Origin of the sequence: Nonomuraea corallina (genome assembly GCF_027620315.1) — a bacterium.
In the GTDB taxonomy this organism is placed as follows: Bacteria; Actinomycetota; Actinomycetes; order Streptosporangiales; family Streptosporangiaceae; genus Nonomuraea; species Nonomuraea corallina.
Map to the genome: position 1 here is coordinate 1 of NZ_JAPNNL010000176.1, position 15,132 is coordinate 15,132.

At 71.8% G+C, this 15,132-nt stretch carries 15 protein-coding genes; 5 read left to right on the top strand and 10 right to left on the bottom strand.

The window, feature by feature from the left end:
• Positions 1-159 precede the first annotated feature (159 nt).
• The 6 genes from OUY22_RS30390 to OUY22_RS30415 form a co-directional block, all read right to left on the bottom strand.
• The gene (locus OUY22_RS30390) at positions 160-1,134 is read right to left on the bottom strand and encodes a copper transporter (RefSeq protein WP_270158646.1); all 975 of its coding nucleotides are present in this window, start codon (positions 1,132-1,134) and stop codon (positions 160-162) included.
• Complete coding sequence (steA, locus tag OUY22_RS30395) at positions 1,131-2,327, bottom strand: putative cytokinetic ring protein SteA (RefSeq protein ID WP_270158647.1); 1,197 nt, start codon at positions 2,325-2,327, stop codon at positions 1,131-1,133. The genes OUY22_RS30390 and steA overlap by 4 nt, the downstream gene beginning before the upstream one ends.
• Positions 2,328-2,400: 73 nt before the next feature.
• On the bottom strand, positions 2,401-4,110 hold the full coding sequence (recN, locus tag OUY22_RS30400; protein WP_270158648.1) for a DNA repair protein RecN: 1,710 nt from the start codon (positions 4,108-4,110) through the stop codon (positions 2,401-2,403).
• A gap of 94 nt (positions 4,111-4,204) precedes the next feature.
• A complete protein-coding gene (locus OUY22_RS30405) occupies positions 4,205-5,104 on the bottom strand; it encodes an NAD kinase (RefSeq protein ID WP_270158649.1) in 900 nt (299 codons plus the stop codon).
• The gene (locus tag OUY22_RS30410) at positions 5,101-5,913 is read right to left on the bottom strand and encodes a TlyA family RNA methyltransferase (protein WP_270158650.1); all 813 of its coding nucleotides are present in this window, start codon (positions 5,911-5,913) and stop codon (positions 5,101-5,103) included. The genes OUY22_RS30405 and OUY22_RS30410 overlap by 4 nt, the downstream gene beginning before the upstream one ends.
• A complete protein-coding gene (locus tag OUY22_RS30415) occupies positions 5,910-6,068 on the bottom strand; it encodes a hypothetical protein (protein WP_270158651.1) in 159 nt (52 codons plus the stop codon). The genes OUY22_RS30410 and OUY22_RS30415 overlap by 4 nt, the downstream gene beginning before the upstream one ends.
• Positions 6,069-6,192: 124 nt before the next feature.
• Here OUY22_RS30415 and OUY22_RS30420 point away from each other — a divergent pair, with 124 nt between their 5' ends.
• Positions 6,193-6,540, top strand: a complete 348-nt coding sequence (locus OUY22_RS30420; protein WP_270158652.1) for an SCP2 sterol-binding domain-containing protein — start codon at positions 6,193-6,195, stop codon at positions 6,538-6,540.
• A gap of 7 nt (positions 6,541-6,547) precedes the next feature.
• Here OUY22_RS30420 and OUY22_RS30425 read toward each other — a convergent pair whose 3' ends face one another.
• Positions 6,548-7,519 (bottom strand): HAD-IIA family hydrolase, encoded by a 972-nt coding sequence (locus OUY22_RS30425; RefSeq protein WP_270158653.1) that lies wholly within the window; start codon positions 7,517-7,519, stop codon positions 6,548-6,550.
• 279 nt (positions 7,520-7,798) lie between these two features.
• Entirely contained in the window at positions 7,799-8,218 is a 420-nt protein-coding gene (locus tag OUY22_RS30430; RefSeq protein WP_270158654.1) for a tetratricopeptide repeat protein, read from the bottom strand.
• Between the two features lie 110 nt (positions 8,219-8,328).
• Here OUY22_RS30430 and OUY22_RS30435 point away from each other — a divergent pair, with 110 nt between their 5' ends.
• On the top strand, positions 8,329-9,915 hold the full coding sequence (locus OUY22_RS30435) for a DUF1015 domain-containing protein (RefSeq protein ID WP_270158656.1): 1,587 nt from the start codon (positions 8,329-8,331) through the stop codon (positions 9,913-9,915).
• Positions 9,916-9,947: 32 nt separating this feature from the next.
• Here the strand turns inward: OUY22_RS30435 and OUY22_RS30440 are convergent, their stop codons facing one another.
• Positions 9,948-10,343 (bottom strand): single-stranded DNA-binding protein, encoded by a 396-nt coding sequence (locus OUY22_RS30440; RefSeq protein WP_270158657.1) that lies wholly within the window; start codon positions 10,341-10,343, stop codon positions 9,948-9,950.
• Positions 10,344-10,452: 109 nt separating this feature from the next.
• Between OUY22_RS30440 and OUY22_RS30445 the strand changes: the two genes are divergently transcribed.
• The gene (locus OUY22_RS30445; protein ID WP_270158658.1) at positions 10,453-11,379 is read left to right on the top strand and encodes an MBL fold metallo-hydrolase; all 927 of its coding nucleotides are present in this window, start codon (positions 10,453-10,455) and stop codon (positions 11,377-11,379) included.
• Positions 11,380-11,435: 56 nt separating this feature from the next.
• On the opposite strand, the gene OUY22_RS30450 is transcribed toward OUY22_RS30445, so the two are convergent.
• Positions 11,436-12,383, bottom strand: a complete 948-nt coding sequence (locus OUY22_RS30450) for a hypothetical protein (RefSeq protein ID WP_270158660.1) — start codon at positions 12,381-12,383, stop codon at positions 11,436-11,438.
• A gap of 12 nt (positions 12,384-12,395) precedes the next feature.
• Between OUY22_RS30450 and OUY22_RS30455 the strand changes: the two genes are divergently transcribed.
• Together OUY22_RS30455 and OUY22_RS30460 are read left to right on the top strand one after the other, a co-directional pair.
• The gene (locus OUY22_RS30455) at positions 12,396-13,904 is read left to right on the top strand and encodes a hypothetical protein (RefSeq protein WP_270158661.1); all 1,509 of its coding nucleotides are present in this window, start codon (positions 12,396-12,398) and stop codon (positions 13,902-13,904) included.
• A 443-nt stretch (positions 13,905-14,347) separates the two neighbouring features.
• Positions 14,348-15,097, top strand: coding sequence for a methyltransferase domain-containing protein (locus OUY22_RS30460; protein ID WP_270158662.1), 750 nt, complete (start codon positions 14,348-14,350; stop codon positions 15,095-15,097).
• Positions 15,098-15,132: the final 35 nt, after the last annotated feature.

Genomic DNA, 15,132 nt, shown 5'->3' on the forward strand with positions numbered 1-15,132 from the left:
AGGAGCGTGATCGGCTCGCCGCGGTGGTTCTTGCGGGTCCAGCGGCTGCCGGGGTCGAGCGCCCCGCCGGGCGTACGGGTGAGCGCGGCGTAGGCGGCGCGGGCCGCGGCGGCGCCGATCGCGGCGCCCGCGAGGGCGTAGAGCAGGCCACGGGCCATGTCAGCTCCCTGACTCGGTGGACGACGGGGTCGGGGTGGGCGGCACGGGCTGGAACGCGGCGGCTCCGGCGCCGGTGCCGTACTGGCCCGCGGCTCCGTTCACTTGCTCTCGCAGAGCGTAGACGATCACGATCTGGCCTTCAGGCATATCCGCACTGTCGACGCTGGAGACCCGCTTGGCGATCTCGCCGTCGTCGCGCAGGGCGGTGATGGCGCCGCCGGGCGCGGCCGAGGTCGCCGCGGCGCCGGCCAGCACGGCGCCTCTGCCGCCCGCGTCGAGCCCGGCCGCCACCGAGGTGAGCGCCGCGACCTGGCTCTCGGCGTCGTCCCCCTCGTACGGCACGTCGGGCGCGTAGAGGACGGCCAGCGTGGCGCGGTTGAGCGCGTCGCCGTCGATGTCGACGAACCCGCCGGTCTGGAGGCCGTCGACGACGGCGGCCAGGGTCTCGCTGGGGGTGCCGGCCGTGGCCGTGTCGGTGGTCATGAGCGTGGCGGCGAGCAGGGTGGCGGCCTTGTCGTGCACGGTGGCCGTGGCGGGGAAGGTCATCTCGGCGGGCTTGAGCTGGTTGACCAGGCCGTCGAGCACGCCGGCGCTCTTGGGGTCGAAGAACTTCTCCAGCAGCAGGAGCCGGCCGGTGACCTTCGCCCCCGCCTCGGCGAGCACCTGCTCGGTGGCCTCGCGATAGGTGGTGCCGGCCCCGGGCGGCTCGACGATCAGCACCTGCTCCCCGGCGAGGCTCTCCCGCACGAGCTGCGGGGTGAGGGCGGTGACGAACTCCTGATGGTCCTGCTCACGCGCCTTCATCGTCTCCAGCTGGCCGCGCAGCTCCTCGTTGGCCCGGGTGAGCTGGCTGGTCATCTCGTTGGCCGTCTTGATCGCCGGATCCTGCAGCAGGTTGGTGCCGAGCACGATGCCGACGGCCAGCGCCAGGAAGATGGCGACGATGGAGACGAGGTGATAACGGAAATCGATCACGAGAAGAGCCCGACCAACCAGAAGATGAACGCGTTCCAGACGTCTTGCAGACCGTTCAGCCAGATCTGGCCGAGCGGTGATGCGGAGAGGGCGACCCCCATGGTCACCAGAGCGGTGACCGCGAGGAGCACCAGCTGGGAGGTGGAGATGCGGCTCCGGTAGAGCATGCTGACGCCCTTCGCGTCGACGAGTTTACTGCCGACGCGCAGGCGGGTGAGAAAGGTGCTCGCCATGCCGGAGCGGCCCTTGTCGAGGAACTCCTCCAGCGTGCCGTGCGTGCCGACGGCGACGATAAGCTCGGCGCCCTTCTCGTCGGCCAGCAGCATGGCGATGTCCTCGCTGGTGCCGGTCGAGGGGAAGACGACCGCGTCCTGGCCGAGCTGGCGCACGCGCTCCAGGCCGGGGGCCCGCCCGTCGCGGTAGGCGTGCACGATCAGCTCGGCGCCGCAGGTGAGCGCCTTGGTGGAGACCGAGTCGAAGTCGCCGACGATCACGTCGGGCAGGTAGCCGGCCTCCAGCAGCGCGTCGGCCCCGCCGTCGACGCCGATCAGCACGGGACGGTACTCGCGCAGGTAGGGGCGGAGGGTGGCGATGTCCTCCTTGTAGTGGTAGCCGCGGACCACGATGAGCGCGTGCCGGCCGTCGATCTTCGTCCGGATCTCGGGCACGCCGACGCCGTCGATGAGCAGCTTGCCCTCGCCGCGGACGTACTCCATCGTGTTGACGGCGAACGCCTCGATCTGCACGGCCAGCCCGGCGCGGGCCTCCGCCATGGCCGCCTCGACGGTCTCGGCGGTCTGCACCTCACCCTTGCCGACGGCCTCGTCGTCGAGATAGATGATGCCCTCGTGCAGCCGGACCACGTCGCCGTCCTTGACGCGCTCGAACAGCTCCTGGCTGGCGTTGTCGACGAACGGGATGCCGGCCTCGACGATGATCTGCGGCCCCAGGTTGGGATAACGGCCGCTGATGCCCGCGGCGACGTCGACCACGCCCGCCGCCCCGCACGCCACGAGTGCCTCCGCGCTGACCCGGTCGACATCGACATGGTCGATGATGGCGATCTCTCCCGACTGGAGGCGCTTGGTGAGCCTCTTGGTCCGGCGGTCGATCCTCGCCACCCCGGTGACGCCGGGAAGGTCGTTGGCCTTCCTCGCGCGGAGGCCCGGCATCCTGCTCCCCGGAACCTTCATCAAGACCATCCTGCCAGAGCAAAAGACCTGCGAGGCCATACATGACCAGGCGTGTCCGCTATGTCACACCCAATCACCTGTCGGCCGCCGCCAGCCCCAGAAGTTCTTCAGCGTGCGCTCTGCCCAGTTCGGAGTCTTCCAATCCCGCCAGCATGCGCGACAGTTCGCGCACGCGGCCCTCATGGTCGAGCGTGACCACGCCGCTGCGCACCACACTGCCGTCGCCGGCCTTCTCCACCACCAGGTGCTGGTCGGCGAAGGCGGCGACCTGCGGCAGGTGGGTGACGACGATCACCTGCGCGGTGCGGGCCAGCCTGGCCAGCCTGCGCCCGATCTCCACCGCGGCCTTGCCGCCCACGCCGGCGTCGACCTCGTCGAAGACGAACGTGGGCACCGGGTCGGCCCCGGCGAACACCACCTCGATCGCCAGCATCACCCGGCTCAGCTCGCCGCCGGAGGCGCCCTTGTTGAGCGGCAGCGGCGGCGCGGCCGGATGGGCCGCCATGCGCAGCTCCACCTCGTCGACCCCGTCGGGGCCGAAGTCGGCGGCCCGGGTGAGCTGGACCACGACCCGGGCGTGCGGCATCGCCAGCGCGGTCAGCTCCTCGGTGACCGCCTGGCCGAACCGCTCGGCGGCGGCCTCGCGCACCCGGGTCAGCTCCGTGGCCAGCTCGGTCAGCCTGACCGTCAGCTCCTCGTGCTCACGCGCCAGCTCGCCGATGCGCTCGTCGTCGCCCTCCAGCTCGGTCAGCCGGGCGGCCGACCGCTGCGCCCAGGCCAGCACCGCGGCGCTGTCCTCGCCGTACTTGCGGATCAGACCCGTCAGGACGGACCTGCGCTCCTGCACGGCGGCCAGACGGGCGGGGTCGGACTCGATCGACTCGGCGTAGGAGGCCAGGTCGGTGGCCACGTCGGAGATCAGATAGCCGGCCTCGGCCAGCCGGTCGGCGACGGCGGCGAGCGCGGTGTCGTAGTCGCGGACCGCTTCGACGGACGTGCGGGCCTCGCCCAGCAGGGAGATCACGTCGCGGGATCCGCCGGTGGCCTCCATGGGGTCGCCGAGCAGCGCGGTGTGGGCGGTGGTCGCGGCGGTGCGCAGCGCGTCGGCGTGCGAGAGCCGCTCCTCCTCCTCGCGCAGCGCGGCGTCCTCGCCGGGCTTGGGGTCGACCTTCTCGATCTCCTCCAGGCCGAATCTGAGCAGGTCGGCCTCCTGCGTCCGCTCCCTGGCCCGGGTGGTCAGCTCCTCCAGCTGCGCGGCGACCTGCTTGTGGCGCTTGTAGGCCTGCTGATAGGCGCGCAGCGGCTTGACCAGGTCGTTTCCGGCGTAGCGGTCGAGGGCGGCGCGCTGCCTGGCGGGCTGGAGCAGCCGCTGCTGGTCCATCTGGCCGTGTACCGCCACCAGGTCGTCGGCGAGGTAGGTCAGCGTGCCGACCGGCACGGACCGGCCGCCGAGCCAGGCCCGCGAGCGGCCCTCCGCGGAGACCGTGCGGGAGATGATGAGCTCGCCGTCGTCGATCTCACCGCCGGCGTCCTCGACCTGCTGGGACACGCGGCCGCCCGGCTCGATGACGAGCGTGCCCTCCACCGTCGCCTTGTCGGCGCCCGGCCGGACGCGGGAGGGGTCGGCCCGGCCGCCGAACAGCAGTCCGAGACCCGTGACGACCATCGTCTTGCCCGCGCCGGTCTCGCCCGTCACCACGTTGAAGCCCGGCGAAAGCTCCAGCACGGCCTCGTCGATGACGCCGAGCCCCTGGATGCGGACCTCCTCGACCCTTGGTCGCACTGCCCACTCCCGTCACTTGCGAGATTACGATCGACCGCGCCGCGCCCGAACACGTGTGCGCATGCGATCCTACGCGTTCGCTGCCTCAATTCACTCAGGGTCGCACCCTCCCACGCCAGCCCTGAACGGGTAGTTCGAACTTGGCGACAAGCCTGTCGGTGAAGGGCGCGCCGGTGCTCTCCACGCCGTGCAGCCGGGCGAGCCGCACCGGCTCGGCGCCGCGGCGCACCTCGACCCGGCTGCCGGAGGGCAGGTCGTAGCGGCGGCGGCCGTCGCACCACAGCACCCCGCCCGGGGTGTCGGGCAGGATCTCGACGGCCAGCGTGGAGCGCGGGGAGACGACGAGCGGCCTGGCGAACAGGGCGTGCGCGCTGATCGGGACCATGAGCAGCGCCTCGACCTCCGGCCAGACCACCGGACCCCCGGCGGAGAACGCGTAGGCGGTGGAACCGGTCGGGGTGGCGCAGATCACGCCGTCGCAGCCCCAGCGCGACAGCGGCCGGCCGTCGATCTCGGCGACGACCTCCAGCATGCGCTCCTGTTTCTCCACGGTGACCTCGTTGAGCGCCCAGGTGTCGGCGATGACGTTGCCGTTCTGCCGGGCCAGCACCTCGACGGTCATGCGCTCCTCGACGTCGTAGCGGCCGGCCACCACGCTGTCGACGGCGTCGGCCAGGTCGGCGACCTCCGCCTCGGCGAGGAAGCCGACATGGCCGAGGTTCACGCCGAGCAGCGGGGTGCGGGTGGGCCTGGACAGCTCGGCCGAGCGCAGCAGCGAGCCGTCGCCGCCGAGCACGATCATCACCTCGGCGTCCTTGGCGGCGCTCGGCTCGGCCGGCACCACGTCCACGCCTTCGGCGCCGATCTCGCCGGCCTCTCCGTCGAGGACCCGTACGCGCAGGCCGGCGCCGAGGAGACGGCGGATGACCAGGCGGGCGCTGTCGACGGCGGCCTCGCGCCCGGTGTGCACGGTGACCAGGACGGTCCTGTTCATTGCGGCCCTTCCGCGACGGCCCGCCGGATCTCGGTCTCGAGGTCGGCGACCGGCGGCTCGCCCTCCCCCTTGCCCAGCCACAGCAGGTACTCGACGTTGCCCGACGGCCCCGGCAGCGGGCTGTAGGTGACGCCGCGCACGGTCAGCCCGAGCTCCACCGCCCTGGCCGCGGCCTCGCGGACCGCTCCGGCGCGCAGCTCGGGGTCGCGCACCACGCCGCCCGCGCCGACGAGGTCCTTGCCCACCTCGAACTGCGGCTTGACCAGCAGGACGAAGTCGGCGGCGGGCGCGGCGACGGCGGTCAGCGCGGGCAGCACCAGGCGCAGCGAGATGAACGACAGGTCGCCGACGACCAGCGTGGGCGGCTCGCCGACCAGTTCGGGGGTGAGGTCGCGGACGTTGACCCGCTCCATCACCGTGACCCGCTCGTCGGTCCGCAGCGACCAGGCCAGCTGGCCGTAGCCGACGTCGACCGCGAGCACGTGCGCCGCCCCCCGGCGCAGCAGCACGTCCGTGAACCCGCCGGTGGACGCCCCCGCGTCCAGGCAGCGCCGCCCCTCGACGGCGAGGCTCTTGAACGTGTCGAGCGCGCCGAGGAGCTTGTGGGCGCCGCGCGAGACGTAGTCGGGGCCGTCCTGCGACTGCGCCACGACGATGGCGGCGGCGGTGTCGACCTGGGTCGCCGGCTTGGCGGCCTGCCGCCCGCCGACGGTGACGCGGCCCGCCTCGATGAGCTGGGCCGCCTGCTCCCGGGACCGGGCCAGGCCACGTCGCACCAGCTCGCTGTCGAGCCGGATCCTGCGGCTCACTGCGCGTCCACGGCGCCCAGCGCGGCCTCCAGCCCGGAGAACGCCTCTTCGAACACCGCCACGTGATCGCTCACCGGCAGGCCCGGCAGCCGGTCCAGCCCGGCCAGAACCGCGTCCACCCGCGCGTCGCCGATCTCCTCTGGCAGCTCACTCATGACTCGACGGTAATGCCTCGGGCGAGCGCGCGGGACCTTGGCGGGCGTGTCACACGTTGAAGGGTCATACAGGGCGCTCGGTGTGGAACGCTACGGATCGTCAAGGGATCAGAAAGGAGCGCTCATGGCAAGCGTCGAGGAGTGCCGGGCGGCACTGGTCAAGCTCGTCGCCCAGTTCGACGAGATCGACGCGGAGGACCGGGCCAAGCACGTGGTCGAGCGCACGGTCAGTTGCCGCGTCTCCGACCTCGACGTGACCTTCTACGGGCGGTTGCACCACGACGGCCTCGACCCGTTCGTGGAGTCGCCGCCGGCGAACGGCGAACCCGCCGACGTCAAGCTGACGATCGTCAGCGACGACCTCGTGGCGCTGGTGGACGGACGGCTCGACCTGGCCCGCGCGGTGCTCGGCGGCCGCGTGAAGATCGACGCCAGTTTCGGCGACCTGCTTCGCCTGCGCCGGCTCCTCTGACCCCGCCCTAGCCGAGCCTGGCCAGCACGGGCTTGACCGCGTCCTCCTCCGCGCGGCCCGCGCCCGCCGCCGCCCAAGCGGCGTCGCAGGCCGCCCGCAGCCCGTCGATCCTGCTGCCGTCGCCGTCGAGCCGCAGCGCCCCGTCCACCCAGCGGGCCCGCCAACCGCCGCACGCCCCGTCCCGCACCTCCGGGTACGGAGCCGACAACCCCGACAGATCCTCGGTCACGTACACCGGCCGCCGGTGCGGCGGCGCGGTGAGCAGGTCGAGCGGCTTGGCCACGCCGGTGAGCACCAGCAGCCCGTCCACCCCCGCGTTGCGGGCCCCCTCGATGTCGGTGTCGAGGCGGTCGCCGACCACCAGCGGCCGCCGCGCCCCCGTACGGATCATCGACTCGCGGTGCAACGGCGGATCCGGCTTCCCCGCGTACACGGGCTCCACGCCGGTCGCCGTGGCGATCACCCGCGCCATCGCCCCGTTCCCCGGCACCTCGCCCCGTCCGATGGGCATGGTCGAGTCGCGGTTGGCGGCCACGAACAGCGCCCCCTGCCGCACCGCCAGCGCCCCCTCGGCCAGCAGCCCGTACGACAGCCCCGCCCACATCCCCTGCACCACGGCCGCGGGCTCCTCGGCCGCCGCCGTGACGGGCCTGAGCCCTTGCCCGCGTACCGCCATCCGCAGGCCGGCCCCGCCGACGACCAGCACCTTCGCCCCGGGCGGCACCCGCTCGGCCACCACCCGCGCCGCCGCCTGAGCCGACGTCACCACGTCGTCCCACCCCGCCGGCACCCCGAGCTCCCGCAGGTGAGCGGCTATGGCGGCCGGTGTCCTGGAGGCGTTGTTGGTCACGTACGCCAGCCGGACCCCGCGCCGCCGCGCCTCCGCCAGCGCCTCAGCCGCCCCGGACACCGCCCGCGGCCCGAGGTAGACGACGCCGTCAAGGTCGAGCAGCAGGGTGTCGTAACCGTCGATCAGCACCACGCCTCTTTCCGCCGCCGCCTCACGTCCCGTGAGACTCTAACCGCCCTCCCCGGCGGCCATGCCCCAGAGCCCGCGTTCCCCGCCACGTGGGCGGCGGTAGCCCACGTACCTCCGCATTAGCCGAACGGGAACCCACGTCCCAGCCGCAGCCGAACAGGAACCCGCGTCCCAGCCGCAGGCAGGCGGGCACCCGCGTACCAGCCGCAGGGGACGGGCACCCACGTGCCTGGGGCGCAGGCAGACGGGGACCCGCGTGACCCGGCGCCCCAAGGCGTGTCACATGTCCTGGCGGGCCTTCAACGTGGCCCGGACGCTGCGCAACGCCGTCACGTAGTTGCGGTCGTCAGGTCGCATCGCGACCGCGATCGCCAGCGGTTCCTGGGCCGCCTCGACGTCGCCCGTCCGCCACAAGGAGAGTCCCAATCCGAAATAGGCGTAATCCTCCGTGGGATTGTCCTCCACGATCCATTGGAAGCTGCTGGCCGCCTCCTGGTACCGCCGGGAGTTGAACTGGGCCCGTGCCAGCGCCTCCCGGATGCTCCGCGAGTCAGGCTCCGCGTCCGCCGCGCGTTCCAGCAGCGCCGCCGCGGCGGCCGGGCTGCCCTCCTGCAGAAGCTTCACACCACGCTGGTACCAGTCATAGACGTCACCTTGAGGGGTTCCGGGGGAATCAGTGTGGCCGTTGGCGCCTTCCATGATGAGTGAGCCCTCCTTCATCGGCGTACGACGGAGTTTCGGGATCGAACGCCACCGGGGCGTTGTGGCGACTACGGGAAGACTCGGGTGTTTATGGCAGCATGCCCGGTATGGGGAATTCTGAACTGCCGATACCGGACGGACTGATCCTGCGCCCGTTCCGGGGCGTCCGCTTCGCCGTCGACGATCCCGCCAAGGTGACCTCCCCGCCTTACGACCTCATCTCCGACGGGGATGTACGCGCTCTCCTGGACGTCCATCCCAACAACGTCGTCCGTCTCATCCTTCCCCTTTCGCCCGGCACGGACGCGCGGAAGATCCCCACAGAGCACCGGTCGGCCGAACAACGAACCTCACAAGAAACCGACAAATCCCAAAGCTCTGCCCAAAAAGCGCCCGACCCTCGGTACGCCGAGGCCAGGAGGACACTGCAGGCGTGGCTCGACGCGGGCGTCCTCGTCCCCGACGAGGAGCCGGCGCTCTACGTGTACGAGCAGCGCGGCCCCGGTGTGCTGCAGCGGGGCCTCATCGGTGACGTCTGCCTGCCGGACCCGGCGCAGCGCATCGTCCTGCCGCACGAGGACGTGCTCCCCGGCCCCATCGCCGACCGCCTCGCCCTCATGAGCACCACCCAGGCCAACCTGGAGCCCATCTTCCTCCTCTACAACGGCCAGAACGGCGTGGCGACCCGCCTCGTCGACGAGGTGGCCACCGGCCGGCCACCCATGGTCACCGCGCACACCGAGGACGGCCTGACCCACCGCCTCTGGGCGATCACCGACGAGGCCGAGATCGCGGCCGTCAACGCCGACCTCCTCCCCCGCCAGGCCCTCATCGCCGACGGTCACCACAGGTACGCGACGTACCGCATCCTCCAGCGCCGCGAACACGCCCTCCACCCCACCCTGGTCCCGCCCTCCCAGAGCCGCACCGGGCAGCCGGAGCCCACCGGCCCCCGACAGGCGACCGTCGACGAGGCTGCCGGACCGGAACCCACCGCAGGGCACCGCGACGAACCCGGGCCGGATGAGCGTGACAGCCGGACAGGCCACCGTGAACCCCCGAGCGGCAGGGAGAACGCCGGCCGGGACGCCCTCGACTCGGAGCAGCCGCCGGAGCCGGTCAAGCGGAGCCCATGGGACTTCGGGCTCGCGCTGCTCGTGGACACCGACGCGTACCCGCCCGAGCTCAAGGCCATCCACCGGGTCATCCCGCGGCTCCCGCTCGACGAGGCCGTGGCCAGGGCCAAGGGGTCCTGGCGCGTACAGGACTTCACCGATCTGGACGAGGGCCTGGCCGCGCTCCACGACGCCGAAGGCCCGGCCTTCCTGCTGGCCTGCGGCGCCGACGTGCATCTCCTGTCGAACCCGGACCCCTTGCAGCTCGCTCAGGCCATGCCTGCGGACCGCTCGGCCCGGTGGAACTCGCTGAACACCTCCATCCTCACCGAGTTCGTGCTCCCCAAGGTGTGGGGCCTTCGGGACGACGAGGAGACGGTGCGCATCGTCCACCACGACCCCCGGGCCGCCGCCGAGCTCGCCGGCACCACAGGCGGCACCGCCGTCATCCTCGAACCTCTGGCCGTCGCCGACGTCCTGGCGGTGGCGGCGGGCGGCGAACGCGTGCCTCGCAAGTCCACCTCCTTCGGCCCCAAACCCCGCACCGGGCTGATCCTGCGCACCTTCGCCATCCGCTGACCGCCATGGGACGGCTCTCCAGCCGTCCCCGGTCAGGTCACCTTGGCCAGCTCGGCGACCGGGCGGGGCGCGGAAGAAGGTGGCGGCGCGGCGGGCTCGTCCAGAGGAAGAGAGTCAGCCTCGATGGCTCTGACCGTGGTCACTTCGACCTCGTAGGTCCAGATCTTGGCGGATGCGGGGCCGAAGACCCGGCAGCGGAAGGCGCCGGTGACCTCCATGGCGTCACGCGGCTTGAGCGAGTGGAGGACGTCGGCCACCTCCTGGTCGAAGCTGACACACGGAATGCTGTCGGTGAGCGTGCCTCCCCGCTTGTGTCTGCGCCGGCGCACCAGCAGCCGCCATTTCGTCATGGTGTCGCCGCTCGGCAGGCTCCGGTCCTCCGCTGCCGCGGACAGCCGTCCCACCAGCAAGACCTCGTTGCGGTCCACTGTCGTCCTCCCATGGGTGATCGGGTGGAGATCACTCTCTACGATGTGAGGAAGTCCGGTTCGGCTCGAATGCCGTTCTGGGGATAGCGGACGCGGCTCGGGAGTGCCTGTGGACAACATCACCGCCCTCGGCGGCGACGTCTATGAGATCGACACGAAGATGGCCGGATACTCCGGTATCACCGCCGGTTACCTGATCCTGGGCGACCGCCCCTGTCTGGTGGAGACCGGGACGTCGACCTCCGCCCCCGTCGTCCGTGACGCGCTGGCCTCGCTCGGCGTCGGTCCAGAGGATCTGGCCACGGTCGTGGTGACGCACATCCACCTCGACCACGCGGGCGGAGTGGGCGACATCGCCAAGTTCTTCCCGTCGGCGCAGGTCGTCGTCCACGAGAAGGGAGCGCGGCACCTGGCCGAGCCGTCCAGGCTGATGGCCAGTGCCAGGATGGTGTGGGGCGACCGCCTCGACACGCTGTTCGGCGAACTGTCGCCCACCGAGGCCGACCGCATCGTCGCCCTGGGCGACACCGGCGCCATCGACCTCGGCAACGGCAGGACGCTGAGCAGCCACTACTCACCCGGCCACGCCAAGCACCACGTAGGGCTGATCGATTCGGCCACCGGCGACCTGTACGTGGGGGACGCCGCCGGCGTCTACCTGCCGGAGACCGGCGACCTGCGCCCGGCGACCCCGCCGCCGGACTTCGACCTGCAGACCGCGCTGGACTCGATCGCGTTGTTCCGGGCGCTGCAGCCGCAACGCCTGCTGTTCAGCCATTACGGACCGGTCGACGCGGTGGGCGAGACGCTCGAACGGTCGGCCGAGGAACTCCGCGTCTGGGTGGACCTCACCCGCCAGGCCCACGCCGAAGGCCTGGACCTGGACCACGCCGTGGCCATGGTGCGCGACCGCACCAAGGAACGCTACCGGGCCATGGCCGACGAGGACGAGACGGCCGAGCAGTTCGAACTGCTCAGCGGCGCGCCGTCGAACGTCGCCGGCATCCTCCACTGGCTCGACCGCGTCTCACCCTGAGCGAAGGCCGGGGCACGCACCCGCGTCTCGGAATCGAGTGCGTGCCCCGGAGTCACCTACTCGGACTGCTTGCCGGGCCCGTCACCGGGCTTGTCGTCACGTTCGTCACCGAAGTCCGGCTCGATGAAGGACGGGGCGATCGGCGCGGGTGAGGCACCGGCCTCGGCGTCCGCCGCCCCGGCATCGGAGCCGGTCTCCGCGGCGTCACGCCGGCCCTCTTCGGCACGCGGGTCCGTGTCCCCGTCATCGCCGCTGACCTCTTCGGCACGCGGGCTCCGCGAGCCATCCTCCCGCTCGCCGTCGCGGTCGGTCTCCTCAGCGCGCGGGTCCTGCTCGCCGACGCCGGCCGTCTCCCCGGCGCGCGCCGGGCTCGCCTGCTCGTTCGACCCCGCCTCACGAGCCTCACCGGTCACCGGCTCATCCGCCGCGTCGGCGTCGACATCGGACTCGGCGCCCTCGGGAGACACGAAGTCCTCGTCGTAGCCTTCCTCGACGTCCTCGATCACGGACCCGGTCAGCTCGGAGTAACGCTCGGCGGCTTCGGTCTCTCCGTCCTCGTCGAACGCCATCGCCCTGCCGAACCAGTCGACGGCCGCCTCCCGGTGCCCCGCTTCCTCCAGCGCGTCGGCGTACGCGAACGCCAGCCGCGCCGACCACGGGCGGGGTTGCGGGTCACGCAGCTCCGGCAGCCGCTGGAGCGTGATGACGGCCGCGTCGTGCTGGCCGAGGTCGCGGCGCGCCCCCGACTCCACGATCGTCAGCTCGATCCGCCCCGCACGGTCCAGGCGCTCCGCCTCCGGCGAGCGGACCAGATCGAGCGCCCGTTCCGGACGACCCATCCCGCGCTCGCAGTCGGCCATGACCGGCAGGTACGCCTCCGAACCGGTCATCCTCCTGGCGGCGCGCAGATCGCTCAACGCCTCACTGAAGTGTCCGGCCCGGTAGGCGACGATGCCCGCGGCCTCCCGTACGACACCGATCCTGGCCGCGAACCTGCGAGCCACCTTGGTGTGTTCGTGAGCCTTGTCGGGGTCGTCCTCCTCAAGTGCGCGCTCGGCGGCGACGAGGTGCCGGCCCACGAGTTCGGCGAGGTCCGTGGGCAGGGACCGCAGTTCCTCCCGCACCTCCTTGTCGAGCTCGTCGGCGCTGATGTCGGGCGCCACCTCGGGCAGCGGCTCCCGCGTCGGCGCGGCGTCCTCGCGGTCCTGCCTGCCGAAGCGGGCACGGGCACCGGGACGCTCCTCCCGCGAGAACGGGCGCGGGCCGCGGTCGTCGCGCCGGGGACCGCGATCGTCGCGGTCCCGGTAAGGACGGCGCTCGCCCTCCTGGCGCGGACCGCGCTCACCACGGTCGCGGTACGACGGACGCTCGTCACGACCCCTCGGCGGGCCGCCCTCGCCCCGATCCCGGTACGACGGACGATCGTCACGATCCCTGAAGGGACGGCTCTCCCCGCGGTCCCGGTACGACGGACGATCGTCGCGACCCCCGGAAGGACGACCTTCTCCACGATCCTGGTACGGGCGACGCTCGCCGCGATCCTGGTACGGGCGATCGTCCCGGTCCCGCGACGGGCCTCGCTGCAAACCGCGGTCGTCCCGGTCACGGAAGGGACGGCGGTCCCCTTCACCCCGCGTTCCGCGATCATCCCGATCCCGGAACGACCGGCGCTCGCCGCCGTAACCACGCTCCTGCCGCGGGCGGTCGTCCCGGTCGCGGAAGGGCCGGCGGTCCCCTTCACCCCGCGTTCCGCGATCGTCCCGATCCCGGAACGACCGGCGCTCGCCGCCGTAACCACGCTCCTGCCGCGGGCCGCGGTCGTCGCGGTCCCGGAACGGCCGGCGCTCGCCCTCCTCACGCGGACCGCGCTCACCCCGGTCCCGGTACGACGGACGGTCGTCACGACCTCTGAACGGACGGCTCTCGCCCCGATCCCGGTACGACGGACGCTCGTCACGATCCCTCGGGGGACCGCTCTCGCCCCGGTCGCGGTACGACGGACGGTCGTCACGACCCCGGAACGGACGGCTCTCCCCTCGATCCCGGTACGACGGACGCTCGTCACGACCCCCGGAAGGACGACCCTCCCCACGGTCCCTTGGAGGACGGCTCTCGCCCCGGTCGCGGTACGGCGGACGCTCGTCACGACCGCCGGAAGGACGACCTTCACCACGACCCTGGTACGGGCGGCCTTCACCACGGTCCTGGTAAGGCCGCCGCTCACCACGATCCTGGTACGGACGGCGTTCGCCGCGGTCCTGGTAGGGCCGCCGCTCGCCTTGGTCCTGGTGCGGACGGCGCTCATAGCGATCCCTGGAAGGGCGGCTGTCGTCACGATCGCGATAGGAACGCCGGTCGTCGCCCTCACGGCGCTCCCGGTAGCCGCCTTCACCGCGCGGTCCACGGTCGTCACGGTCGCGGAACGGCCTGCCGCCTCCGCCTTGACCGCGCGGCCCGCGCCCCTCGCCGCGATCCTGGCCGCGATCCTGGCCGCGATCCTGGTAGGAGCGCCTGTCGTCGCCTGAGCGGAACGGGCGGTCTCGCTCGTCGCGTCCGCGGGAGCCGGATCCGCCGTCCCTGTCGCCGTGCGAGCGCCTGTCTTCGTTGTCGCCGCGCTCGCGCTGCCCGCCGTCCGATCCGCTATCTCTGTTCACTTCTGGTCCATTTCGTTGGCTCACTCAGCGAGCCCCTCTGCCTGTCAGTCCGGCCCGCCGTGGCTGGTCGCCGCCCGTCCCGGGCCTTACGCGACGAAGGCCACCCGTGGTTGGGGTGGCCCGAGTACTCTCCCAGCCTAGCAAGCCGAGACCTGTCCCAGTCCCCGTCCAGCCGCCGCCCTGACCTGGACCCCTCCGCCGGCTTCCGAGGAGCACACCGGGACGGCTATACAGCCGCGTCCTAAACCCCTCCCGCCACGACCGACCTGCATATTCAGTGGCACGGACGACCCCGCTGCACGAAACTGAACCGCATGTCGCTGCGTTTCCATGAAATAGCCGAAGCCCGCCACCGCATACTCAATCCCATTACCGACGCCAAACTCGACCTGCTGGGCGAGATCTGTCGCATCGAGCGCGGAATGCGCCAGCTGGATCTGGCGTGCGGCAAGGGCGAAATGCTCAGCCGCTGGGCAGCCCGTTACGGCCACGAGGGTGTCGGCGTCGACATCAGCAAGGAATTCCTGGAAGCGGCCAAGGAACGGGCCCGCGAACTGGAGGTGGCCGACCAAGTCCAGTTCGTCGAATCGGACGCCGGCGCGTACGAGACCGAACCGGACACGTACGACATCGTGTCCTGCATCGGTGCGACGTGGATCGGCGGCGGCCTGGCCGGCACCCTCGACCTGATGCGCCGCCCGCTCCGCCCCGACGGGATCGTCCTGGTGGGTGAGTGCTTCTGGACGCAAACGCCGCCGCCCGAAGCCGTGCGCACTTTCTCCCCACAAGAGGACACGTTCACGTCTCTCGCCGGTACGGGGGAGCGATTCGAGCAGGCGGGATTCGAGTTGCTGGAAATGGTGCTGGCCAGCCCTGACAGCTGGGATCGGTACGTGGCCTCCCAGTGGTGGACGGTGAGCGACTGGCTCCGGGCCCACCCCGCAGATCCCGACGCGAACGCCATGCGCGAATTCCTGTCCACGGCCAGACGCTCACACCTGGAGTACGGACGCCGGTATCTCGGCTGGGGGGTCTTCGTCCTGCGTCAGACACAGACCTCCTAAACGCGGAAAGGCCCCGAGCACAAGCTCGGGGCCTC